This is a genomic window from Paenibacillus baimaensis, from assembly GCF_025567575.1.
In genome coordinates, this window is sequence record NZ_JAOQIO010000077.1 from 87,605 (window position 1) to 112,440 (window position 24,836).

A 24,836-nucleotide genomic window follows, 5' to 3' on the forward strand; every position below is an offset into this window, starting at 1 on the left:
GGAGGGCGATTATGAATATAGCGAAAATAGAAGCAGGCGGGAAAAATATAGCCGTCGTGAGCAGTAGTGAGATATTAATAGAGGATGTTCAGTCGGCATTGGATCTTATGGCAACGGTACAATATGAAACCGATAGTAATCGTATCGTGATAAACAAATCTCTGCTAAGCGACAGCTTTTTCGATTTGAAAACTCGCCTAGCAGGCGAAATTCTTCAGAAGTTCGTCAATTATCGCGTAAAGATGGCAATTGTTGGGGATTTCTCGGTGTATTCAAGCCAAAGTCTTCGAGATTTCATCTATGAATCCAATAACGGAAACGATATCTTTTTCTTGGCGACCGAGCAACAAGCGATTGATAAGTTAAGCATGTTGAAGTAGAAGATGGAATGGGAGGGAGATAGGTGTTACAAGCACGGCATATTCATGCTGAGTATCCAATGGTGATAATTCCTGCAGGTGAAATTCAATTACGGGATGATCGAAAAAAGACTACATGGACGGAAGAGGTAAATTCTTTTTTGCTTGCACCGGTTCCTGTCACGGAAGCATTATATCTCTCGATAGTGCACAAGACAGTTGGACCTCATGGACATCCTCAGGCTCCCGCTGTGGATGTCTCTTGGAATGATGCGATTCTCTTTTGTAATTTGTTATCTCAGCACTCAGGTCTAAAGGAATGTTACTCCGTAAGTGATGATGGTGAGAGTATCGTTTGTAACTGGGGTGCTGATGGTTATCGTCTTCCCACGGAAGCAGAATGGCAGTATGCGTGTAAAGCAGGAACGACCGGGTATCGATACGGCGAGCTTGAAGAAATTGCTTGGTATGATGAAAACTCTGACGGCATGGTACATGAGGTAGGTACAAAGCTGCCGAATGCGTGGGGACTCTATGACATGCTAGGAAATGTTTGGGAATGGTGTTGGGATCTATACGATGTCAAGGTATACGGCTCCTACAGAGTTTTCCGCGGTGGAAGCATGGCGGAACAGGCTAGGGGCTGTGGAGCGACGTGCCGTCGCCGCAGTCACCCTACGTTTCACATTGACGATCTCGGCTTTCGTCTTGCTAGATCCCTATGAGGTGACGAAAGAAGGCTAGAGTGGCGAGGATTATTACTCCCCTCCCCGAGGCTCCCCCGTAACAAAGAAGAATTAACCCTTCACACAAATGAGGGGTTTTATTATTACATTTCAAATAATTCATAGTCGGCACTGATAGTATTACCAGAGTATATAAACATTAAGATGCTGGCCAAAGTGGTTAAAATCTCAATATTTCTAATTATAGCCGTGAATTTATGGTTTCTGTTCCTGCACACAGTCGCAAACTATTTACACGGAACCTCTGATCTTCAAGTAGAAATAATTGGATTATCACTTTCTGGATAGATTATTGACCCCATTATTTCTATCCTATTATCCGGAGTTATAAGTAAATTTGTTTATAAATGGAGGAACTAGACAAATTAGCTTTTTTAGCCTGAATGTAATTTTCCTTGTTCAACACCTCTATAATTCAATTTTCTAAAAAGGAGTATTGATATTGAATGACTGATGAATCTTTTTTGAAGGATGCTCAAATAGTATTTGAACGTACTATTTATAATGATTCGCAGCAGGATATAGAAATGCTTAGAAACAATATGATTCTACTCTATAAACATGGATTAGAGAAAGTCAATAGGAAACTCATTGAAAACTGTAGAAGTAGTTCGCGGAATATCTGGGATTTTATGGTTGAGCATAATCTAGCAATTGAAATTATAAAAACAATTGATCAGATGACGACAATTGAATATGAGCCGGACTATTTAGACGGAACCGTAGACTTCGTTTTATCTAGAGGAAAAACCGAATACTACTTGCAGGTGAAAAATTTATCGGATTCTGAGCGTCAAAATAGACGAAAGAAAACTGTAGAAACAATAAAGAAAGAATTAATGGAAATTAAAGTGGGGAAGTTCATTTCTATTCAATTTTCAGAGGATTTTAATGAAGCAGATGTCCAGCCATTCATAGAAAATATTAAGCAGAGGAACTATTTTCAAGATAAAGTGAAAAACTACTATTCCAAAGAAAAAATTGTTAAAGCCTCTTTTAGTTTTCATAGCCCTAATATATCCATATTTGAGCACTTAAAAATTGGTACAACTAGTGATATGGCCATGGTTAACGTAACTGGAGAGGATCGGAAGCAAATTTATAATAGCCTCTTAAAGGCAGCTAAATCTTTTACTTGGAAAGCATCAGCAGCCAAATTGAATTTTATTGTTATGGAAGCAGATAACCATTATGATATTGATATTTCAGAATCAGTGTTTGGTATAGAGCGATTTCAGCATTACTCTAATGGAAAGAGATCGTGGAATAGGGATGAATCGGGATTTTTTTATAATGAATATAAGAATGAAGTAATAGGAGTTATAGCATTGCGAAGAAGAGAAGAATCACCTGTCAGCTCATATTCAAAGACATTGTTTATTAATGAATTATTTCTTGAACAAGTATCTCAAATTAAATCAATTTTTAACATTGACCGCTGCTTTAGATACAATCAGTTACCGGAACATTAAAGAGCACCTTATTAAAAAGGATTGTGAGGCTGCCTGTAGAACTTTACAAGGTGTACAATCTCGGAAGGCTATAAAGGAGAATGGTGCCTCTATGAAAAAGCAATATCCAATTGGGGTCTTGAAGCAGGAGATTATCAAAATTTATAACTCGATTAATCAGGAAATATTCGGAACGGGCATCAAGTCGCAAAAGATTGAAATCTCCGGTGATAAAGTGTTGATTTTTGCTACACACAAACGAATTCCTGCTTTGAAAATTCTTGACGAATCGAATCGGAGTTTGACAGCCAGTGTGGATACGCTGCTCATGGAGGCTAACAAAAAAATGCTTAAGGAGCAGTTAGAGCAAACGTTGGGCTTGAAGGTGAAATTGGTACTGAAGGATTATGATCCCGTAACGGAATATTCAGGAACCGTTATTGTTTTTGAAAATAATTTGGAATAAACGGTATACCAAATACAAAAAAAGCTTATATTTTTTTATAAAGTATGTTATCATAAAATATGAAAACGTTTGCATAAAGATGATAGCTTCTATTTGGATGTTCGTGTAAGGTTTAGTTACATAAATTCGCTTTTATTTGTTGATTTAGTCGTTGAAATCATTTTTTGATTGATTTATTGTTTTTGTTGTGTTACATTACCTAACAAGAGATAAACGTTCTATATTTTCACCAGCAATCATGCTTAATCAGTGTTGAATATGATGTTTGAACCTATTAAGGAATCGAATCCTTTTACACTAAAGAGATCGGATTCCATTGTAATGTTCAAGCAACAATCATACATATAGCAGGTCATAAGGAACTCCGCGTGGAGAGCTTTACAACCGCTATTGTGACATATACGGGACTTTAGTGTCCTAGTATGCTCATAATAGCGGTTTTTTTGTATATGGTTTTGATCCAAATCAGAAAGGAAGAAGTCTATGAAAGCACCCAAAACCCGCACAGAAGCAAGACACGTAGTCGAAGCACTGAACACCATTTCCAAGGGGAGAATGGTTATGGATTGGAATGAGATCACGGCTGGAGCCAATCCGTATGTCGTGATGAAAACCTCCAATATTCCAGGTAAAAGCGTGCTGGAAATCCCTGGGCTGATTTTTGGAGACAAGCATAAGCCGGTGTCACGTATTGGTGTAGGGATGACTTTGACTGAATCGGTCATTGAGCTGGCTTCCGCTATGAAGCTTGATTTGATCATCGTCCATCATCCGGTAGCTGATGCGGCGAGCTCGGGAGGGGTTCCTTTTGCGGATTATTTGCCCTTGTATGGATTGGCGCTTATTGAAATGCATGAGGCTTTTCATGGACTGCATCCCGGACTGACGCTGCTGCACGGACATCATAAGCTGAAAACAGACATTTGCTTTGGCGGCATTCCAGGCAATGTGCTTCACAAGGGCATTGCACTCGAGGAAGTGAAAACAACAGGTGATATATTGGCCAGAATTGACGGCTTGATGGGACGTGATATCGATCTCGATCTGTTGGAGGCAGAGCGGGCCATTCGTGGTGAAGCCTCGCTTGAGGAAGCGACGCTGGCTAATCCGGCGCAGCTGCTCAGTGGTACCCCGGATAGTAAGGTAAAGCACATTCTTCATTTTTTCCCGCATACCGGATTTTCCTTGGAGCATTTGGAGCTTGCGCTGCATATGTATCCGGAAACCGATACGATTATTGTCAGTATCAGCAGGGTGCGAGAAGATCATGTTTTTGTGAAATACGCCAAGGAAAACGGACTTAACTTTATCGTAGGCAATCCACATTCCGTTGAAATTCTGGAGAATGGTCTCCCGCTTGCTTACGCTTTGGAAATGCTGCTTCCCGAAGTCGAAATCTTCTTGCTAAGAGAACGGATAACAGCTGTGCCCTTAAAAGAGGTAGGTTTTCAAAAAATGGTTGAATACGGCAGGGAGATGGCTGGAACGCATTTGGTTTCGGGACAACCACTCGCTGTTCAAATAAATTAGCACCTATATAAGGGAGGATGAACAAACCATGATGAAGATGAACAAACTGGGTTGTCTGCTGTTATCCACTGTGCTATTGACGATTACTGCGGGCTGTGGAACCGCTTCTGTGACGGAAACGAGTGCGAAACCGGCTGCGGAAGCGAAGATGGAAGTAAAAACTGAGGTCAAGAAAAGCGAGGAAATCAAGACCGTTAAATTTTCCGAGGTCATCCGTTCGATTTTTTATGCTCCCCATTATATCGCGATGCAAAAAGGTTTTTTCAAGGAAGAGGGACTGAACGTCGATATGAACACGGCGCAGGGCTCGGATAAGGGAGCAGCCGCCTTAATTGCCGGCGTGGCCGATATTTCATTGGTAGGACCGGAAACCGCCATTTATATTTATAATCAAAAAGGGGATAAAACGCTCAAAATTTTCCACCAGCTGACGATCAAGGACGGTTCCTTCCTGCTGTCCAGGACCAAGCTGAATGGTTTCAAATGGAGCGATCTGGAGGGGAAATCCGTAGTCGGATGGCGTCCGGGCAGTGCTCCGCAAATGGTATTGAACTCCAAGCTGCAGCAGGAAAAGGTGAAGGCCGAGGTGATCACGAATATCGCTTCTCCGGCAATGGCGGGCGCTTTTACAAGCGGTAAAGGTGACTTTATTCAGGTGTTCGAGCCCATCGCCTCTACTTTGGAAAAGGAAGGCAAAGCGTTCTATGCAGCAGCTGTAGGACAAGCGTTTGGTCCATTCCCTGAAACCTCTTACGTCGCAACATCGGATTATATTAAGAAAAATCCAGAGACGATTCAGAAATTCGTTAATGCTGTTGCCAAAGGAACCAAGTGGTTGAACACAGCTTCACCTGATGAAATTGCCGAAGCCTTGATGCCTTTTTTCGAAGGAACACCGAAGGATATTATCATTCAATCGATCGACCGATACAAGAAGCAGGATACCTGGTCGGCTGTTCCTGAATTGACTGCAGAGCAATTTGAAACTTTGCAAAAAATGCTGATCGAGAACGATGTACTGAAGCCGGAGCAAAAATTAACCGATATGGGAGTCGTCGTGGATATGAGCTTTGTGAAAAATATCGGAAAGGCAGGGAAATAAGCCTATGGCACAAATTGAATTAAACGATATTGGCTTAAGCTATTTCACGATCAAGCAGGAAACAGAGGCTTTGAGAAGCGTTAATGTTTCCATTGAGCAGGGGGAATTTATCTCTATTGTGGGACCGAGCGGCTGTGGGAAAAGCACGCTGCTCTCCCTGGTTTCTGGTATGGTGAAGCCAACAAGCGGCAGGGTGCTTATTGACGGGCAGGAGGTGTCGGGCACCTCCCCGAAGGTCGGGTATATGCTGCAGCATGACCATTTGTTCGAATGGCGCAATATATTGAGCAACCTGTTAGTGGGTGCCGAAATTCGCAGGATGGATTTAAAGAAGGCCGAGCATAAGGCACTTGATTTGATGGAGCGCTATGGCTTGGGTGGTTTTGCCCATCACAGTCCCTCACAGCTCTCAGGCGGTATGCGCCAACGGGTGGCGTTAATTCGTACATTGGTGACCGAGCCGGATATTTTGCTGCTGGATGAGCCGTTCTCCGCGCTTGATTATCAGACCCGTCTGACGCTGGCCGATGAAATTTATGGAATTATTAAGGATCAAGGCAAGACGGCGATTCTGGTTACCCATGATATATCGGAAGCTATCAGTATGGCAGACCGGGTTATGGTCATGTCCAAAAGACCGAGTACAATCTCCACCGTCTACTCGATACAGCTAGGTGAAGGAACGGATGTCACGCCGTGGAAAAAGCGGGAAGCAGTTCGCTATAAGGAATACTTCAATGTCATATGGAAGGAGTTGGAAGGACATGTCGTCGCTACCGGCTAGTGAGCCCTCTGTCGTTACGGAAGCACGGATAGAGCAAGTCCCGACTTTGATCAATGTTAAGGATAAGCCGAGATCACCGCAGTACCAACAATATTTGAAAACACAAAAGCGCAGGTTGTGGATGATTCGTTTAGCACAGCTGCTGGTATTTACTGCTTTTATCGTCCTATGGGAGCTAGCTGCCCAGTGGAAATGGGTGGACTCCATGCTGACCAGCAGGCCATCGCAGTTAATCACCTCTTTTCAAGAGCTTGCGGTTAAAGGGAATTTATTCAAGCATACGTGGACGACCAGCCTGGAGACCTTGATTGGCATTGTGGTTTCGATGGTACTCGGGATCGGCATTGCGATTGTTTTCTGGTGGTCGACCTTTGCCTCCAAGGTGCTGGAGCCGTACATTGTCGTGTTGAATGCACTGCCCAAGGTTGCGCTTGGTCCTATATTTTATATATGGCTGGGTGATCGTTATTCGGTTTACGGTATGGCCATTGCGATCTCGATTATAGTGACGATCATCATGATCGAGAGCGGCTTTAAGGAAATTAGCAAAACAAAGCTCAAGCTGATGGAATCGTTTGGTGCTACCCATTGGCAAATGCTGCGTATGGTGCTGCTGCCCGCGAGTATACCGAATGTAATCGCAACGTTAAAGGTGAATGTAGGCTTGACGCTGGTCGGTGTGATCATGGGAGAATTTTTATCGTCCAAGGCGGGGTTGGGTTATATGATCATATATGGCGGTCAAGTGTTTCAGATGAATATGGTTATGGTCAGTATTGCGATGCTGGCTGCGTTATCGGTGGTGCTGTATGGGTTGGTCAATGTGATTGGACGGTTGGCGATGAAAAAATACCATATGGAGGGTTAGAAGCTCGGTGAATAAGTCCCGCTGCGCGGCCAAATATCCTTACGATCGCTGTTGAAATCGTGAAATTGGATGAGAATAAGCGGTTTATTCACGATTTCAAAGGCAAACGCTAACGCTTCTCCAGGACCATTTGGCCACTCCGCTCTGTATTCACCGGTCTTCTAAAGGTTAAAAAAACAAAGGCTGCTGTTCCTTGTATTTATGAGGAAAGCGGCTTTTTTTACGACCCGTAGGTTTCCGGCTTCGTTATGCACCGCCGCTTTCCACATGATATTATTGTAAGAGGATGCGCCGCCCAAAGTGATATTGATGAATCTACTTCAGCATCATATAAAGATATTACGTTACAATTTTGCCCGGTTTCTGATAATATCAAATCATCAACTTGGAAAGCTTGAGAAATCAGGCTTCTCTTTTTTATAGAGCGCAGTGGTTCGGCATTCATTTCACAAGGGAAGCAGGATAAGACGTGGTTACATTTAAGTACAATCAGGAACGATTGTTTCGGGATGACCCGGACCTGCACCTCCTCTATTGGGGGAAGGAAGATTGCGCTCCTAGGCATTCCGCAGGACCAGGGGTCCGTGATGTATATAAGATTCATTTTATTCACAAAGGAAAAGGTACGCTTCAGGTTGGAGATCAAACGTACTCACTATCTTCGGGCCAAGCCTTTCTGATATACCCGCAAATTATCACCTTTTATGAAGCGGATCGCTTAGATCCCTGGACATACTCTTGGGTAGCTTTTCATGGAGCGCAAGTGGAATCGATCCTGTCTCGTACCCGACTGTCTCCGGAGCAGCCTATTATTCCGATGGATTGGAAAGTTATGCCCGGGCTATCTGATCAACTAACGGAAGCCTCCTCTCAGGAGGTAACCCGGGATTTAGCAATAAAAGCTTTGATGTACGAGTTTTTATCAGTCCTGGTGAGTGTGGTTCCAGCTTATCATACAGCACAGACGAATCCGAAAAAGCAGGATGAATACGTCCTTCAGAGTATAGAGTTTCTCCATGCCCATTATAACGAAAATATTACAGTGAGCCAGTTAGCTTCCTTTCTGGGATTAGACAGAAAATATATATCCGTCTTATTCAAAGAGTCGGTAGGCATACCGCCGCAGCAGTACCTTCTCCGGTACCGGATTGACAAAGCTGCTGAATTGCTCGAGAGAAGCAGCTACTCCATAGGAGAGGTGGCAAGCTCTGTTGGATACAAGGACTCGCTTTTATTTTCAAAAATGTTCAAAAAAATGAAGGGTGTTTCACCAAAGCATTATCGGCTTCTTCTCATTGATTAAGACATTATTCCATAAAGTTCATCCTTGATGACATTGGATTTGTGGTAGTTGTTCGTTACAATGTTATTAATTTCTTAGAGGAGGTACATATTATGGGGTATTTGGCAGATTCACAAAGATACGACAAGATGACATATAGGTATTGCGGTAACAGTGGGTTAAAGCTTCCGGCTATTTCATTGGGGCTTTGGCATAATTTTGGAGGTATTGATTCCTTAGAGAATGGAAGAACTTTGGTTAGAAGGGCGTTTGATTTGGGAATTACCCATTTGGACTTGGCCAACAATTATGGCCCGCCTGCGGGGTCGGCAGAGGAAACTTTCGGTAAATTGTTAAAGGATGACTTGGCAGCTTACCGCGATGAGCTGGTCATTTCGACTAAGGCTGGTTATTACATGTGGCCAGGACCGTACGGCGAATGGGGCTCCAAGAAGAGCTTGGTCGCCAGTCTGGACCAAAGCTTAAAACGGATGCAGCTGGATTATGTGGATATTTATTACCACCATCGTCCGGACCCCAATACACCGCTGGAGGAAACGATGGCGGCGCTTGATCTCATCGTGAGACAAGGAAAAGCGCTGTATGTGGGAATCTCCAATTACCAGGCCAAGGAAGCGCGTGAGGCGTCACGCATATTGAAGAGATTGGGTACGCCGTGCCTGATTCATCAGCCTAAATATTCCATGATGTCCAGATCTATAGAGAACGGATTGCAGGATGTGCTGGAAGAGGAAGGCATTGGCAGCATTGCCTACTCACCATTAGAAAAAGGTATTCTAACAGATCGCTACATTAACGGGATCTCGCCTGATTCACGTGCTGCAGGACCCAGTGTGTTCCTGACGCCGGAGGATATTAATGAAGAGCGAGTATTAAAAGTAAAAGAGTTAACCCTGCTGGCAACAAATCGTGGGCAAAAGCTTTCCCAGATGGCATTGGCTTGGGTATTGCGCGGAGGTCGGGTAACTTCTGCTTTGATCGGCGCAAGTAAAGTAAGCCAGATCGAAGATGCTGTTGATGCTTTGCGTGTGCTTGATTTCACAGAGGATGAGCTGTCACGCATCGATGCTATTTTGAAATAAATATCAAGATAATTACAAAACGAAACGGCTGCCCTGAAGGTGACGTTTCGTTTTTTGTTGTAGCCATATAAAGGTAATTTGGAGTTAACGGCATACACTTCATGATATTTACCTGGTGTTGTTCCAACGATTTTTGCGGATATACTGAACTAAAATAATTTTGTATACCATATACAATAAACCTTATAATTTACTTGAAAGTATGTTAATATACTAATGGATGCGCTTTCAAATTGTTTGTAAAAGTAGAATGGACTTTAAAAATCGTAAAGAAGGGGTGAAAGCAAAGGAAGAGATGGATAACTGAAGGTATCTTGTTAAATATGTCTTGTTTAAGTTATAAAACATAACATATACATCCCCATTAAACCATCGAAAATCCGTAAAATCTAATAAATCAGAAAATAATTGTATACCAAATGCCATAAAACCCTATTAAGATCTAATAATCTGTGATACAATTCGTTTGAAAGGCAAATAATCGCTGAAACGAGGGATGTCAATGATTACAATCTCGCATTTGATGTATGCTTTAGTGACAGTAGGAGTAATATTGGTAATGTTATTTCGACGAGGTGTAATCATTCCGACGTTGGTTGGAACCTTCCTGATTGGATGGATCTACAAGGGGAGTATAGTCAGCGGATTTCAAGCGGTATACAATGCCAATTTGACGGCAGCCAAGGAACTTTTCACAATTTTTCTGATCATCACTTTTATGGTTGCTCTATTGGCATCACTTCGCGATATCGGTGCGGACAGGCGAATGGTACAGCCGATCCAAAAGCTGATGGTGAACGGTCACATTGCATTTTTCGTACTGGCATTAGTCACCTATGTAATCTCGTTGTTCTTTTGGCCTACCCCTGCAGTTCCGCTAATCGGAGCGCTTTTGATCCCTGCGGCGATTCGTGTTGGTCTTCCGGCAATGGGAGCGGCGATGGCGATTGCTCTTGCCGGACAAGGGATGGCATTGTCATCGGACTATGTTATGCAGGTCGCACCGATGTTGAGCGCCAAGGGGGCAGGTTTACCAACAGCCCTGGTTGCCGATAAAGCGATGATATTATCGTTGATAACCGGTGCAGTGTCACTGGGTGGAGCTTATTTGCTAAATCGTAAAGCGATTCGTAAGCCTGTTACGACCGAGCTTCAGGATAAACAGGCAGCTGTGATTAAAACTCAGATGAGCAATGAATATTTGGAAGCTGCAGCAGCTATCGAAACGGTTGATCCAACCGTCCATCGGTGGTCGAAGTTTTTTTCCATATTGGTTCCGTTGTCGATGCTCGGTGTGATCGTGGTCATGGCAGCAAGTAAATTCGGGGGCACAAGCATGGGAGGCTTCGAGGGAGGAGATGGGGCTGCTTTTATTGGCGGTGTGGCGGTCATCCTGCTCATTCTTTCCTGTACGGTGTTTTCCAAATTCAAGGCTTTGGATAATATTAGTGAGCATCTGATCGAAGGTTTTGTGTTTGCTTTTAAAGCGATGGGGCCTGTTATTCCGATTGCGGGATTTTTCTTTCTTGGAAACGCCGATTTCTCCAAAAGCATCCTGTCGCTGGGCGAAGGTGTGGCGGCACCCGCTTTTCTCTATGATCTGGTCATGTCCATTCAATATGCAATTCCTTCTAATAGCTTCATAACTGCATTTGGTATTCTGGTGATTGGGATCATTGCCGGACTGGAAGGATCGGGATTTTCCGGTTTGCCGCTAACTGGATCATTATCTGGTGCACTAGCACCGACGGTGGGTATGGATCCTTCGGTTTTGGCTGCAATCGGACAGATGGGCTCCGTATGGTCAGGCGGAGGAACGTTAATTGCTTGGTCATCACTCGTTGCGGTTGCGGGCTTTGCAGGTGTTTCTGCGATTGATCTGGCCCGTAAAAATTTCCTGCCTGTCATTATAGGACTCTCCGTATCAACGATCATTGCTATTCTGGTTTGGTGATAAGCAGCGGTTGGGATCTTCCAGTTAAGGCTTAGCTTGAAGCCTGATTGTCCTTGGGATTGACGGATAACAGATGGGGAATGATTTCCTGACTGGCCTTGACCAAGATCCGGCTGATGACGGCGGCCATTTCGTTAACAAAGGTTAAGCTTGTATGCTCCATAACCTTATGATTGAGAGGGCCGTGATTATTAATGATGCCTTTAATATGGATATGTCCGATGGCATGCAGCTGTTTGCCAAGTCCGGCTCCGGGCTGAAGCGGTTCTTCTACCAATTGAAGCGTGCCGATTTTGTAAAATTGGCCCAGACATGCGTCAACGGCGATGATGTAAGCCTGGCTGTGCCTGTTTGCGATATAGGATAAGGTTCTCTGTAAATTCAGCGCATGAACTGGCTTATCCAGTGTACCGTAAATATGGACATGACGATTGCCTTCGAGTCGTTCGAACAATCGGCTCCCGACAATGGGGCCTAATGAGTCTCCAGAGTAACGGTTTGTCCCGATGCAGACGACGACGATTTCCGTATAGTCGGTTTTTTTGGAAAAATGCTTGATCAATGCCTCGGATAAAAAGGCTGCTGATTTCTTATCCAGATAGTGGATATGATGCAGCATGTGCACGCACCCGCTTTCTTGTAAATGATCTCTATAAATCATAAACCAATTCACTACAAATAACAAAAATACGTGTGAGTGTTTGTTATTTTTGGTATACAATGAACAATATATCATATATTGAAAGGAGGTTAAAGCAATGGCAACATCTTACTGTTTAACTCAGATGACTTGGCCGGAGGTTGAGCAGGCTCTTACAACAGTGAAAATAGCGATAATACCACTCGGAGCTCATGAGCAGCACGGGCCGCATATGATCGAAAGCTGCGATGCCGTTCTTGCTGAAGAAATGGGTAAACGATTAACCGAGCGGTTATATCCGGAAGCTATTCTGACACCTACTATTAATATGGGAATATCGCCGCACCATATGCATTTTCCCGGTACGATCTCTCTGGAGCCGACTACATTAATTGCCATTCTGAGAGATATGATCAAATCGTTACAGCATCACGGCATTCAGAGGTTTCTTATTTTAAATGCTCATGGAGGTAATCAGGCTACGTTAGGGGTAGCCGTTGAGATGCTTACAAGGGAGCTCGATACTCAGATTTATTATGCCAAAACGACGGCATCAGCCAAAGATGTGATGGATAGAAGGCTGGAGTCCAAGCTGTATGGGCATAGCTGCGACCGCGAGGTTTCTGAGGCCATGTATTTGGCTCCGCAGCTGGTACGGCCGGATAAGCTGGAAAAAGGCGATTTGACGGAGGGCAAATGGAAAAAGCTGCGTCCTGGCCAGGTGCTGCAAGGCTTTTACTATTATGAGGAAATGACGCGCAACGGATGCCTTGGTGATGCGACCAAAGCCACCCGGGAGATTGGAGAGGAAATTGTCGAGACGGCTCTGGAACGCTTAACCAAGGCTGTTCAAGACATGCTGTAAATATGAAACAAGCTATTTTCATTGGAGCTATCGCTGCTTATCTGGTCTCGGTTGTATATCCGAGCGACCTCCTGAAATGGACCATCTCTATAGTAAGCTTATGTATAGTACTTATGGTGTTTGGCTCTGTCAAGCGGTTTGTCCAAGGATTAGGCATTGTATTTCTGGTGACGGGAATGAGTTTGTTATGGGTACATAGGGCGCCTTGGAGCAGCTATATCATTGGCTTTGGCAATATGCTTAATATATTAAGCTTGTTCGCCCTCATCCCGTTAATTGCTCTTCCGATTGAATTAGGGCAATATGCATTCCGGGTGCAGCATATGATTCAAAGCAAAATCAAGCATTCCGGGGTGCTTTACGCGATTACATCGCTTATGTCTTATATATTAAGCTCCTTTATGAATGTGGCTACCTTGCCCATGGTATACCATACGATTCGTCCTGCTCTTGGTTTGTATCCGATCGAGAAGAAAGAAAGATTTATTAGCCGTGCGATCACACATGGCTACAGTATGCCGATTGTGTGGACGCCGGTGGCGCCGATTGTCGGGGTAATCGTGGAAATGACGGGCGTTCGTTGGAGCTCGATTTTACCGATCATGATCCCGTTCAGCTTACTCGGCCTTGTCCTGGATTGGTTTATGGGACAACGGGTTGCTAATCGCCGAGCCAGACTGATTGGTCAACTGGCTCTGGACGAAACCTCTGCTGTCCGTGAAAGTGCGGTCGAGTCTGGCTTGCAGCAGCTGGAGCGGAACAAGAAGAATCATCCCATGCACATTATTGTTGCGATTATCGTATTTAATGGTCTGCTTTTTGTGCTGGAAACCTTTACGTCGTTCAGCTTTCTACTTCTGGTGTCTATGTTAGTGATTCCTTTTGCCTTCCTATGGTCTTTGCTGCTGGGTAAAGGAAGAGCTTTTATAGTAGAAGGTAAAGCGATGCTGTCCGGGCATTTGCTGAAGATGAGGGAACAGTTTTTTGTCTTTTTGAGTGCTGGTTTCCTGATTGCTTCTATTCAAGCTACGGGTGCAGGACATGGGATTAACCTATCGATTATAGCAATAAAAGATTTCATTGGAGCCGATATGTTTCTATTGTGTATTCCCTTGATTCCGCTTGCTCTCGCCTTTATTGGCCTGCATCCTGCTGTAGGCTTGGCATTAACGGCGGAGTCGCTGAATCCGCAGTCCTTGGGGATTTCTGTCGAGCTAACCGCTATTGCAATGTTGACCGGGGCGGCGACTGCCTTTCTCATGGGTCCCTATAATGCAACCGCAGGGATGATGTCCAGTCTGACAAGTGAGAGTCCGTACCAAATATCGAATTGGAATGTGCCGTTTACAACGGCTTATATACTGCTGGCAATGGTGCTGCTGATGGTGCTGAAAAATATGGGTTGACAGATAAGCCCAGACAGTCAATAATAAACCTATAACAAATTTGGTATACAATATACCAAAAATAGAAAAACTACCATCTTACAATTTGAGAGGAGAATTACCCATGACACAAACCGCAACGAAGTCCCGCTTAATGAACAAAGAGGAATTCCGCACTGCTTTGGAACAAGCAATTGAAGGTAACGCTGTTGCTAAGGCTCCTTTTACAATCATGTGGGCGAATGGTGAGTTGAAGAAAGAACATTTTGCCAGATGGGTTGAACAGCATTATGCATACGTCGGTCCATTTGCTGAATACCTGGCTTATATATTTGCGAACTGCCCGCATCAGGATGCGAGAGATTTTTTACTGCAAAACATGTGGGAAGAGGAGTTGGGTGGTGATCGTCATACTGATTTGCTGATCCGCTTCGGTGAAGCGTGCGGTACAACAAGGGAACGTGTGGAGTCGATGGAGCACTTGCTTCCAGAAACGATCGGCCTGCAATCCTGGTGCTATCGGATGGCTTTCAAGGAAAACTTTTTATTCGCTACTGCGGCATTGGTTGTCGGCCTGGAATCTCAGGTGCCTGCCATTTACCGCCGACAAACGCCGACGCTTCGTGAAGAGTACGGATTTACTGATGAAGAAGTGGAATTCTTCGATCTGCATATCGTGTCTGATGAAATTCACGGCGAACGCGGTTATCAAATTGTGTTGGAATATGCCAAAACACCGGAAGATCAACAGCGCTGCATCGCCATAGTGGAAGAAGCAACGAAGATGCGCAGAATGTACATTGCAGCGATATCCCGTGAATTCGGATTAGGATAAGCATGAGTATAAGTAAGGAAGGAGATTGTTATGGCGATTGAAACGGCAGTACAAACCTTCAAAAACTTAATTGATGGACAATGGGTGGACTCGATAAGCGGAGACACCTTCATCAGTACGAATCCGGCTCAGGTCACAGATATTGTTGGACGGTTTCAAGCCTCTGGTGAGGAGGATGTACTGCAAGCGATGGAAGCTGCAGCACGCGCTTTCCAGACCTGGCGTTACACGGCTCCAAGCAAACGGGCGGAAATTTTGTATCAAGCAGCGGATTTGCTGGAAAAGAATCTGGAGCTGTACGCGGAGGAGCTGACTCGTGAGGAAGGCAAGACGTTGGCCAGCAGTCGGATGGAAGTGAAACGCTCCGCCCAGACCTTGCGCTATTACGCTTCAGAGGGTTTGAATGTAGCCGGAAGTACGCTGCCTTCAGATGATCCAACAACTTTTGTGTATACAAGAAAAGAACCTTTGGGTGTTGTCACTGTGATCACGCCGTGGAACTTTCCCATTTCGATTCCCGTACGCAAGATCGCCCCGGCCCTGGTCACTGGCAACACCGTAGTGTTCAAACCAGCCTCCGACACGCCGCTCATTGCTTTTCGTCTCGTTGAGGTGCTTCATGATGCAGGCTTGCCGGCAGGCGTACTTAATTTCATAACCGGTTCGGCTTCGCAAACGGGGAAACCATTGGTTACACATCCAGCAGTCAAAGCGGTAACCTTTACAGGCTCCACGGGTGCCGGTGAGAAAATCAATCAATCGGTTCGTTTATCGACGCGTGTACAGCTGGAGCTGGGTGGGAAAAACCCGCTTGTCGTCCTCGAGGATGCTGACCTTGATCAAGCGGTTGAATTGGCTATCAAAGGCGGCTTCGAATTGACTGGTCAGGCTTGTACGGGTACCAGCAGGGTTATTGTGATGGATGCTGTGCATGAACTGTTTGTAGACAAATTGATTGCCAAGACGGCATCGCTGACCATAGGAAATGGAATGAACAAAGGGATTGAAATCGGACCTCTGGCCAATAAAAGTCAATTGGACAATGTATTGGATTACGTAAATATCGGTAAGTCAGAAGGAGCCGAGCTGGTGTATGGTGGTGAGCATCTGAGCGATGGCGAATATGCAAACGGCTATTTTGTAAAACCGGCGATATTCACTAATGTGACACCGAAGATGAGAATTGCTCAGGAGGAAATATTCGGACCCGTTATATCAGTTATTCGTGTACAAAGCTTCAAAGAAGCCATTGAGGTTGCCAATGACATCGAATTTGGGTTATCTGCGGCAATCTGCACAACCGATCCGAACCGTGCTCAATACTTTACTCAGCATATCGAGGCTGGCGTTGTGAAGATTAACCGACCGACAACAGGCGTAGCCTATAACGCGCCATTTGGCGGGATGAAAATGTCCAGTACGGCCACCTACCGGGAGGCAGGACGTTCCGCGGTAGATTTCTACCTGCAGGAAAAAACGATCTATAATGGCACTCATAGTATCGAGTAAAACGTAGAACGCATTCAAAGACAGACGCGTATGGAGGAATTGGATGAAATCCGTGTTGAAGCTGGAACTCGAAGAAGCGAAAGTGATGATGGAAGCGGCCAAGCAGGCTGCGGTCGATGCCAAAGCTCTGGAAACGATCTGTATTGTTGATGATGGCGGGTACGTCGTTGCGTTAGAGCGGATGAACGGCGGCAGAATTACCGGTCCGGAAATCGCAATTGCCAAAGCTTTTACTGCAAGTGGACATAAGCGTTCAACCCATTTATTTAATCAACCTGGTGGACCGGCAACGACTACAGGGGAAGCATTCGGCATTCATGCGATGCTTCCTGGCAAATTCGCTATTTTTGTTGGGGGCTTCCCGATTGTAGTGAATGGCGAGGTAGTGGGCGGCGTGGGTATTAGTGGTGGCAATGGAGAGCAGGATACGGCTGTGGGTGTGGCGGCACTGAAGGCGCTGCAGAGCTATTTGGGCAATGAATATGATGTGATTACCGTAGCAGATATCAAGAAATAAACGGCAGTGAGGCCAGAAGCGCCCTTGAGCTGGCAAGAAGTGACAACAGCTTTGGCCTGGATTCAGCTGCAGATGGAGGTGCTTCTATGCCCATTGTGAAATTACATCACAACGATCAAGTGTATCAACAGGAAGTCAGTGTGAACAGCAATCTGGTTGTTTTAGCCGGAATCAAAAAATTTCCTTATCTGAAATATGGCTGCGGAATGGGGAAGTGCACCAAATGCACGGTCAAGGTTCTAGCTGGGGGAGAAGGCCTTCCTGAACCGAACTGGAAGGAAAAGAAAATGCTGAACGGCAAGCTGGAGGAAGGCTTTCGACTTTGCTGTCAGTTGTATATTCACGAAGATGTGGAAATTACTCAGGAATGAGCTCATTATAAGCTGGCTTGCGTTGCAACATTAACAACAGCCTGAGGAGGTCTAGTGCTTGCTGCAGCCTAACGGACGAATCGAAGCGAAGCTGGTAGAACTGAACATTGTATTGGAAGCCGCTCCCAAGCCAAGTGGCAATTATGTACCGTATACGATGGTGTCTCCATTGATCTACTTGAGCGGTGTCACCCCCAAAGCAAATGGCGTGCTGAAATATAAAGGTAAAATCGGTCAGGATTTAACGAAGGAAGAAGGCTATCAGGCAGCCCGTCAATGTATCATTAACCAACTGGGCACGCTGCGTTCGGCACTCGGAGATTTGGACCGAATCGTCAGTATTGTGAAGCTGGAAGGCTTCCTGAATGTAGGTTCAGATTTCCACGAGCTTCCTTACGTGTTGAATGGCGCTTCTGACTTATTGGTCGAGGTGTTCGGCAGCGCAGGTGTTCATGCACGCTCGGCAATAGGGGTCGCCTCGTTACCTGGTGGTGCTGCTGTTGAAGTGGAACTGATTGTTCGTTATGAATGATGATAAGCGGAGGTAATGACAATGAGTGAATTTATTTTGGTGTCCACCACAGAACGTTACCGTACGGTAACTGACAATCCGAATCTGGAGAAGGTCGCCGACTACGAATACTATTTTTTTGGAAAAAAGAAGACGACCTTCTCGATATGCCGGATCAAAAGTCAGGATGCGAGAATTGTCATTCAAGGTGTGTCCGAGGTGTTTGCCGATAACAGCATTCCGTTAAAGGTATTTCCTAAGTTCGAAACGACCGCCGAGATCGAAAAGGAAATTTATGAGCTGGATCAGGATGAGGAAAGCAAAATTCTCAAGGTATAAGCATGACGATACGGTAAAAGCAATGAAGGTGTGCAGGAGATGATGAGCCTGCCCTTTGTTGCTTTTTTTTGCGATGTAAATTGAATGTTGGAATTATAACCGTATATCGATTAAACTTAAGGAAATAACCACATGGAGGTATACCAGATGCCAGACACGCCAGTCATATGGAAAGATGAAGAGTTAAGCCCCATACGGGATAAGGTTTACCAATATGTCAAACAAGCCATAGTCCAGGGCATATATAAATCAGGGGAACGCATTATTGAACGTGAGCTGGCGGATCAATTGAACGTAAGCCGTACGCCGATTCGTGAAGCTTTATTTCGACTCGAATCTCAAGGCTTTGTCAAAACGCTGCCGCGTAAGGGGGTCGTCGTGTCCAAGCTTTCCCCGGAAGAAATTATTGAAATTTTCACGATATTGGCGGCGCTGGAAAGCCTGGCCATGAAGATGGCAGCGCAAAAGGCGGAGCCTTCCCATCGTGAAGAATTGAGAGTTATTATTGAAGAGATTGATCAAGCACTGACGAAATCGAATTTTGATCAAGTGGATTGGAAGTTCCATTTTAAAATCAATGATGTCATCTGTCGTGCAGCGCAAAGTCCGAGATTAACGCAAATGCTCGACGGGTTGTCCGATTATATCCGGGCCTTTGTTCATTTGGGCTATGAGCTTCCGGGTCGGCTGCGTAAAGCTATGGATGAGCATAGGGATTTAGCTAAGGCCGTGTATAACGGTGAGGGAGAGCTTGCCGAAAGCTTGACCAAAATCCATCTGGAAAATTCCAAAAAAGCGTATATGGAAGCACTGGAAAGAGAGTAAATAGAGCAAGACAAACAAGAGCAGCAGGGTCCAAATGACCTTGCTGCTCTTAGGTTTGTTTGGTTTTTCTTATTGAGTGGAGTTGGCGATTCGTCTTTGCGCTATTTTGTTTCTGCGTTCGAGATCTGCTACATCCCAGGCTATTGTAACATCCCCCGCGATAAATGTTTGGCAAGCGAGGCGGTATCCTTGATCAATGGATTCATTGCCTAAACGATCGAGCTCTTTTTTCATGACTTTACTGAGATTCTCCTGTCCATCTACAATTCGCACACGACAGGTTCCGCATAAGCCGCCACCGCATTTAAAGGGGACTGAGCCCTCGTATCGAATGGAGGTTCTTAACAAATTGGCATCCGGTTGTACTTCAATGGTTTTACCTGATGTTAGGAAATGAATAGATGGCATAAGGTATCCCTCCTTCTAAGTATGATTATATTTTATCACACAATTTTGGTTTATGGTATACCAAATGTGCAAAAAGAAAAAGGAGACAGTGTGGTCTCCTTTTGTTGAATTAGATATATTAAACGTTGAGCTTTCCTTCAATAACAACTTCGTTCAGAGGACGACGTGTATTTGGCAATTCGCGCTCCCGCAAACCTTCAGCAAGTGTAAGCTTATCACCTTGATAGCCAAGTGCGACAACAGCATGAAGTTCCCATGTGTCTGGAATATTCAATGCCGTGCGTGCTTGATCTCTAACAAAGCCGCCGATAGCATGAGTGACTAATCCAAGCAGCTTGGCTTGCAAAGCGAGTGAGCCCCAGGCTGCACCGCTATCGAAGGCGTGAGCGCCGTTAGGATCGCCATTCCCTCTTTTTGTATCGGAGGCTACCAGGATAAGAACAGGGGCCTTGGATGCCCATGAACGATTGAACTCAACTAGAAAGTCATGGAACACAGCGAGCTGCTCATCAGTTTTGGCAACAAAGAAACGCCAAGGCTGGTCATTGAAAGAAGAAGGTGCCCAATGAGCTGCTTCCAATACGGTATTTAAATCTTGTTCAGAAACGGGTTGATCTGAGTATGCACGTGGAGACCAGCGGTTTAAAAATAAAGGTGTGACGGGATATTCGGGCTTGCGGTGTGCTTGAACTTCCTCTGTTGCTTGTTCGAATACAGTACGCTGATCACTCATGAATAATTACCACCTTTTTCGTCGGAATTAGCTTATTAAATATATCATACTTACAAAAAGTCCGCAATGCAAACAAATGTATGACAAGAAAAAGGTTCATTGTCCGTTAGCGATATGCACAAAAACAGCCAAATCCTCTCTTGCTCAGAGGGGGATTTGGCTGTTAGGGCTGACTAATGAACAATCTCTTGCTGCGAACCGATTATATTCAGAATTTCCTCTAAGGACTGCTTAAAAAGGAGGATTTTATCAAATTCCATCTGTTTCATCTCATTGATGATATCTTTGGAGGTTGCGTAGCCGACATATTCTCTTAAATCCATTGTCATCTCTTGGAAGGAATTGCTGTCGTTTTTTAACACGAACATAGGATCACCTCTTGTAGTTTGTAGGACAACAAAAAAACCCAACCATATAGCCATATAATGAGGGTTTGGTTGACCCTTTGGCGGTCTGGCAATCATAGCTCCTTCATGTGGAGCCTTAGACCCATAACTTTGCGTCCTTATTTTTCAATAAGTTTGCCATTATCAGTGCTTGTCGAATTATGATGTTATATTCAGAATATCAGGTAATCGTGGAACAGTCAACACATAGTATTATAGACCTATTATCGATTCGATTAGGTATATATAACTATGAACAGCAAAGATGATTTTAATGGTAATAATGACAAATAAGAACAAACAAAAATTAGAAATTAGGACGGAATTATACTATACTGTAAGCTACAAATTAATTAGGGGGATTAATAAATATGTTAAGGCAAAGTGATGTTTGGGCAGCTGACATGGGCGATGGCACATATCAAAACCCGGTGCTGTACGCGGATTATTCCGACCTGGATGTGATTCGGGTTCAAGATGATTTTTTTATGGTCGCTTCCAGCTTTGCTCACACACCGGGACTTCCTATATTGCATTCCAAGGATATGGTGAATTGGACGATAGTCAATCATGTAATTGCGAAGGTCGATCTTCCGGGATACGAGATTCCGCAGCATGGCAAAGGTATTTGGGCACCCAGCATCCGCTTCCACGACAATAAGTTTTGGGTATTCGTCAGTACCCCGGATGAAGGTATATTTATGAGTACAGCAGAGGATCCATTTGGCAGCTGGTCGCCTTTACATATGATTAAAGAGGTTAAGGGCTGGATTGATCCATGCCCATTCTGGGATGAGGACGGCCAGGCCTATCTGGTGCATGCTTTTGCACACAGCCGCTGTGGCATCAAAAGCAAGCTTAATATATGCCGCATGTCCACGGACGGTAAACAGCTGCTGGATGACGGCGTGATCGTGTTTGACGGAACCGAGCATCACCCTGTGATGGAAGGCCCCAAGATGCACAAGCGCAATGGCTACTATTATATATTTGCTCCTGCAGGGGGCGTATCGACTGGCTGGCAAACGGTGCTCAGATCGAAGCACATTTGGGGACCTTATGAGGATCAAATAGTGCTGCACCAAGGAGACTCAACGGTTAACGGTCCGCATCAGGGGGCGTGGGTAGAGTTGGAGTCGGGAGAATCCTGGTTCTTCCATTTTCAGGACCGTGCCGCATATGGACGGATCGTTCATCTACAACCGATGAAGTGGGTTGAGGACTGGCCGCAGATGGGGGTCGATACCAATGGTGATGGCATTGGCGAACCTGTGCTGCGCTACCGGAAGCCTGATGTTGGTGGTGAATACCCGATAGCTGTGCCACAAACCTCGGATGATTTCAAGGAGGGCCAGCTGGGATTGCAATGGCAATGGCAGGCCAACCCGATAACAGCCTGGTATTCCTTAACCGATGCACCGGGAAGCCTTCGATTGAAGTGTATGCCACTTCCTGACACTATGGAGACCTTGTACGATGCACCACAGCTACTGATGCAAAAGCTTCCGGCTCCAACCTTCAGTGCAACTACGACATTGAGCTTTCACCCACAGCAAGCAGGCGATATGGCAGGTTTGATCGTATTCGGCTTCAGCTATTGTTATTTGTCTCTGACCCGATCCATGAATGGAACCAATCAGCTTGTCCTTATCCAGGGCGAGGGTAGAGGAGATACAGGCACAGAACAGGAGCAAGCGGTCATAGAGTTTCCTGGTGAAGTGATTTATATGAAAGTTGATGTTATTCATGATGCAGAATGCCGTTTTAGCTATAGTGGAGACGGACATCATTTTCAACATTTTCAACCAATAGGATCATCCTTCCAAGCAACAGAGGGACGTTGGGTAGGTGCAAAGGTGGGAATATTTGCAATCAATAAGAAAACTGCATCCAGTCGGGGTTATGCCGATTTCAACTCGTTTGTGATGGAATCACTTTAAGAAAATGTATAGGATTTTACTTAGATTATTTGGCGAAAATCTGTTATGTTATAGTTAATAGTTTTAGTTCGATTGATAACCTTTTTTCTTAAATCCAACGAATCGCGGGGCGATACCCATTGCAGAATATACATCATGAGAATGATTTGTTCCTTAATGCTTTCAAGTATGCCCCTATAGGTATTGCGTTGGTTGATCTGGATGGAAAATGGCTTAACGTGAATCCTTCACTATGCAAGCTGCTTGGCTATACGGAACAAGAATTTGAAGCTACCAGCTTTCAGAATATTACGTACCCTGACGATTTGCAAATTGATCTGAATTACCTTCAAGCGACGCTGGATGGCAAGATTACTAGCTACCAGATTGAAAAAAGATATATTCATAAACAAGGTCATACGGTGTGGGCACTGCTGAGCGTATCGCTTGTTCATAATCAGGATGGGACACCCAAATATTTTATTTCGCAAATTGTTGATATTTCCAAGATGAAGCTCGCCGAAAAAGAAATCAGTGATTTGAACGATACGAATAGAAGTATTCTGGACCATATCTCGGACGCTTTTTATTCGTTGGATGCGGATTGGCGTTTTGTTTATATGAATCAAGAGGCCGAGAAGCATCTGGGCAAAAAAAACGAAGAGTTGAAGGGGAAAGTTCTGTGGGATGAAGTTCCGAAGCTGGAGATGACGGAATACGGCAGCTATTATCGGAAATCCTTCGAACAGAAAATCAAGGTTCAGTTTGAGGAATATATACCAGCCACTGAGGAAACGGATGAAAAGTGGCTCGAAACTCATATTTATCCGACTAAGGAAGGGTTGTCCATTTATTTTCAGGATGTGACGAAGCGCAAATTAACCGAGGAGAAATTAAAGGGCAGTGAAGAATGGTTCCGAATGCTTGCGGATTACTCGACAGACATGATCACCCGCCATACTCCGAAAGGCAAATGCACGTACGTCTCTCCCGTTTGCAGCACCCTGCTAGGTTTCCAGCCTGAAGAGCTGATTGGAGCCTGGGGGGACTCGCTGCTTCATCCGGACGACTATCCGCAAATCATCTCCATCTATAATGCTATTATGAACACCCAGCAGATCAATACCTTTAGCTTTCGCATCCGCAGAAAAGACGGGGCCTATATTTGGTTTGAATCCACCTGCCAAACGATCCTCGATAAAAGAGGAAAGGTCAGTGAAATTATAGCCGTTTCCAGAGATATTACGGAACGCAAGTCATCTGAGCTCAAGATGCAAGAGGTGAACGAATTACTGATGAGGCTCTCGATGACAGACGGATTAACCGGTATCGCCAACCGACGCTGCTTTGATGAGACGCTGGAGCGAGAATGGGGAGTCGCGGCCCGGTATGGTCAGCCGATATCGCTGCTGCTGTGTGATATTGATTTTTTTAAATCGTACAACGATACGTATGGGCATCAAGGAGGCGACGCTTGTCTGCAGCAGGTTGCTCATACCATAAAAAGAGCGTTGAAACGGCCTAATGATTTCGCGGCGCGTTATGGCGGCGAGGAGTTTTCTGTGATTTTAACAAATACAGATAAGTTCGGGGCTCACAAGGTAGCGGAGAGAATCAAGCAATGGGTTGAGGAATTACAGATTCCTCATCTTACATCCAAGGTAAGTGATTTGGTTACGATCAGTATTGGCACAGCAACCTTGATTCCTTCGGCACAGCTCTCGAGCAGCATGTTGATTGAGTACACCGATAAATCGCTCTATATGGCCAAGCAGGGTGGAAGAAACAGAGTGGTAGCCTATGAATAAGCCGAGTATGTAAGAATGTGATTGTGCAGGTATTCGCCTAAAAGCGGATGCCTCTTTTATTTTTTTTAGGTTATTCAACTGTGGGTAAGGGCAAACTTTAAAAACAAAACACAACACGACTGTAAAAAAACACATATCGT

26 protein-coding genes and 1 riboswitch are annotated in these 24,836 nt (G+C 44.8%); of the genes, 22 read left to right on the forward strand and 4 right to left on the reverse strand.

Annotated elements, in window-relative coordinates; translation table 11 throughout:
* The first annotated feature begins 11 nt into the window (after positions 1-11).
* The 11 genes from OB236_RS18225 (at position 12) to OB236_RS18275 (ending at position 11,645) form a co-directional block, all read left to right on the forward strand.
* Positions 12-380 carry a DUF4180 domain-containing protein gene (locus OB236_RS18225; protein ID WP_262685294.1) on the forward strand — a complete coding sequence of 123 codons (369 nt, stop codon included), beginning with the start codon at positions 12-14 and terminating at the stop codon, positions 378-380.
* Positions 381-439: 59 nt separating this feature from the next.
* Positions 440-1,084 carry a formylglycine-generating enzyme family protein gene (locus OB236_RS18230; RefSeq protein ID WP_262685436.1) on the forward strand — a complete coding sequence of 215 codons (645 nt, stop codon included), beginning with the start codon at positions 440-442 and terminating at the stop codon, positions 1,082-1,084.
* A 467-nt stretch (positions 1,085-1,551) separates the two neighbouring features.
* A complete protein-coding gene (locus OB236_RS18235) occupies positions 1,552-2,577 on the forward strand; it encodes a hypothetical protein (RefSeq protein ID WP_262685295.1) in 1,026 nt (341 codons plus the stop codon).
* 91 nt (positions 2,578-2,668) lie between these two features.
* Entirely contained in the window at positions 2,669-3,022 is a 354-nt protein-coding gene (locus OB236_RS18240) for a Na-translocating system protein MpsC family protein (RefSeq protein ID WP_076234005.1), read from the forward strand.
* A 483-nt stretch (positions 3,023-3,505) separates the two neighbouring features.
* Entirely contained in the window at positions 3,506-4,552 is a 1,047-nt protein-coding gene (locus tag OB236_RS18245) for a Nif3-like dinuclear metal center hexameric protein (protein ID WP_262685296.1), read from the forward strand.
* Positions 4,553-4,580: 28 nt separating this feature from the next.
* The gene (locus OB236_RS18250; protein WP_256711418.1) at positions 4,581-5,654 is read left to right on the forward strand and encodes an ABC transporter substrate-binding protein; all 1,074 of its coding nucleotides are present in this window, start codon (positions 4,581-4,583) and stop codon (positions 5,652-5,654) included.
* A gap of 4 nt (positions 5,655-5,658) precedes the next feature.
* A complete protein-coding gene (locus OB236_RS18255) occupies positions 5,659-6,438 on the forward strand; it encodes an ABC transporter ATP-binding protein (protein ID WP_262685297.1) in 780 nt (259 codons plus the stop codon).
* The gene (locus tag OB236_RS18260; RefSeq protein ID WP_262685298.1) at positions 6,419-7,306 is read left to right on the forward strand and encodes an ABC transporter permease; all 888 of its coding nucleotides are present in this window, start codon (positions 6,419-6,421) and stop codon (positions 7,304-7,306) included. The genes OB236_RS18255 and OB236_RS18260 overlap by 20 nt, the downstream gene beginning before the upstream one ends.
* A 469-nt stretch (positions 7,307-7,775) precedes the next feature.
* Complete coding sequence (locus OB236_RS18265) at positions 7,776-8,609, forward strand: AraC family transcriptional regulator (RefSeq protein ID WP_262685299.1); 834 nt, start codon at positions 7,776-7,778, stop codon at positions 8,607-8,609.
* A 92-nt stretch (positions 8,610-8,701) separates the two neighbouring features.
* The gene (locus OB236_RS18270; protein WP_262685300.1) at positions 8,702-9,691 is read left to right on the forward strand and encodes an aldo/keto reductase; all 990 of its coding nucleotides are present in this window, start codon (positions 8,702-8,704) and stop codon (positions 9,689-9,691) included.
* A 559-nt stretch (positions 9,692-10,250) separates the two neighbouring features.
* The gene (locus tag OB236_RS18275; protein WP_408638492.1) at positions 10,251-11,645 is read left to right on the forward strand and encodes a hypothetical protein; all 1,395 of its coding nucleotides are present in this window, start codon (positions 10,251-10,253) and stop codon (positions 11,643-11,645) included.
* 31 nt (positions 11,646-11,676) lie between these two features.
* Here OB236_RS18275 and yyaC read toward each other — a convergent pair whose 3' ends face one another.
* Positions 11,677-12,264 (reverse strand): spore protease YyaC, encoded by a 588-nt coding sequence (gene yyaC, locus OB236_RS18280; protein ID WP_262685302.1) that lies wholly within the window; start codon positions 12,262-12,264, stop codon positions 11,677-11,679.
* A gap of 139 nt (positions 12,265-12,403) precedes the next feature.
* Here yyaC and OB236_RS18285 point away from each other — a divergent pair, with 139 nt between their 5' ends.
* The 9 genes from OB236_RS18285 to OB236_RS18325 all read left to right on the forward strand — a co-directional run bounded on the left by OB236_RS18285 (position 12,404) and on the right by OB236_RS18325 (position 19,442).
* Positions 12,404-13,150, forward strand: coding sequence for a creatininase family protein (locus OB236_RS18285; protein WP_262685303.1), 747 nt, complete (start codon positions 12,404-12,406; stop codon positions 13,148-13,150).
* Positions 13,151-13,152: 2 nt separating this feature from the next.
* Complete coding sequence (locus tag OB236_RS18290) at positions 13,153-14,556, forward strand: hypothetical protein (protein WP_262685304.1); 1,404 nt, start codon at positions 13,153-13,155, stop codon at positions 14,554-14,556.
* A 103-nt stretch (positions 14,557-14,659) separates the two neighbouring features.
* A complete protein-coding gene (locus OB236_RS18295; RefSeq protein WP_076233998.1) occupies positions 14,660-15,370 on the forward strand; it encodes a TenA family transcriptional regulator in 711 nt (236 codons plus the stop codon).
* Between the two features lie 30 nt (positions 15,371-15,400).
* Positions 15,401-16,879 (forward strand): aldehyde dehydrogenase family protein, encoded by a 1,479-nt coding sequence (locus tag OB236_RS18300; RefSeq protein ID WP_262685305.1) that lies wholly within the window; start codon positions 15,401-15,403, stop codon positions 16,877-16,879.
* Between the two features lie 43 nt (positions 16,880-16,922).
* Positions 16,923-17,396 carry a GlcG/HbpS family heme-binding protein gene (locus OB236_RS18305; RefSeq protein WP_262685306.1) on the forward strand — a complete coding sequence of 158 codons (474 nt, stop codon included), beginning with the start codon at positions 16,923-16,925 and terminating at the stop codon, positions 17,394-17,396.
* A gap of 86 nt (positions 17,397-17,482) precedes the next feature.
* Positions 17,483-17,767, forward strand: a complete 285-nt coding sequence (locus OB236_RS18310) for a 2Fe-2S iron-sulfur cluster-binding protein (protein WP_262685307.1) — start codon at positions 17,483-17,485, stop codon at positions 17,765-17,767.
* Positions 17,768-17,825: 58 nt separating this feature from the next.
* A complete protein-coding gene (locus OB236_RS18315) occupies positions 17,826-18,299 on the forward strand; it encodes a RidA family protein (RefSeq protein WP_262685308.1) in 474 nt (157 codons plus the stop codon).
* 21 nt (positions 18,300-18,320) lie between these two features.
* Positions 18,321-18,617: a hypothetical protein gene (locus tag OB236_RS18320; RefSeq protein WP_240418280.1), complete on the forward strand. Its 297-nt coding sequence runs from the start codon at positions 18,321-18,323 to the stop codon at positions 18,615-18,617.
* Between the two features lie 147 nt (positions 18,618-18,764).
* Positions 18,765-19,442, forward strand: a complete 678-nt coding sequence (locus tag OB236_RS18325; protein ID WP_076233993.1) for a GntR family transcriptional regulator — start codon at positions 18,765-18,767, stop codon at positions 19,440-19,442.
* 69 nt (positions 19,443-19,511) lie between these two features.
* Here OB236_RS18325 and OB236_RS18330 read toward each other — a convergent pair whose 3' ends face one another.
* The 3 genes from OB236_RS18330 to OB236_RS18340 form a co-directional block, all read right to left on the reverse strand.
* On the reverse strand, positions 19,512-19,850 hold the full coding sequence (locus OB236_RS18330) for a 2Fe-2S iron-sulfur cluster-binding protein (RefSeq protein WP_262685309.1): 339 nt from the start codon (positions 19,848-19,850) through the stop codon (positions 19,512-19,514).
* 118 nt (positions 19,851-19,968) lie between these two features.
* A complete protein-coding gene (locus OB236_RS18335; protein WP_076233991.1) occupies positions 19,969-20,583 on the reverse strand; it encodes a nitroreductase family protein in 615 nt (204 codons plus the stop codon).
* 173 nt (positions 20,584-20,756) lie between these two features.
* Positions 20,757-20,951: a hypothetical protein gene (locus OB236_RS18340; protein ID WP_076233986.1), complete on the reverse strand. Its 195-nt coding sequence runs from the start codon at positions 20,949-20,951 to the stop codon at positions 20,757-20,759.
* Between the two features lie 76 nt (positions 20,952-21,027).
* A riboswitch (cyclic di-GMP riboswitch) is annotated at positions 21,028-21,119 on the reverse strand.
* A gap of 221 nt (positions 21,120-21,340) precedes the next feature.
* Between OB236_RS18340 and OB236_RS18345 the strand changes: the two genes are divergently transcribed.
* Positions 21,341-22,909, forward strand: a complete 1,569-nt coding sequence (locus tag OB236_RS18345) for a glycoside hydrolase family 43 protein (protein WP_262685310.1) — start codon at positions 21,341-21,343, stop codon at positions 22,907-22,909.
* Between the two features lie 119 nt (positions 22,910-23,028).
* Positions 23,029-24,696: a PAS domain S-box protein gene (locus OB236_RS18350; protein ID WP_262685311.1), complete on the forward strand. Its 1,668-nt coding sequence runs from the start codon at positions 23,029-23,031 to the stop codon at positions 24,694-24,696.
* Positions 24,697-24,836: the final 140 nt, after the last annotated feature.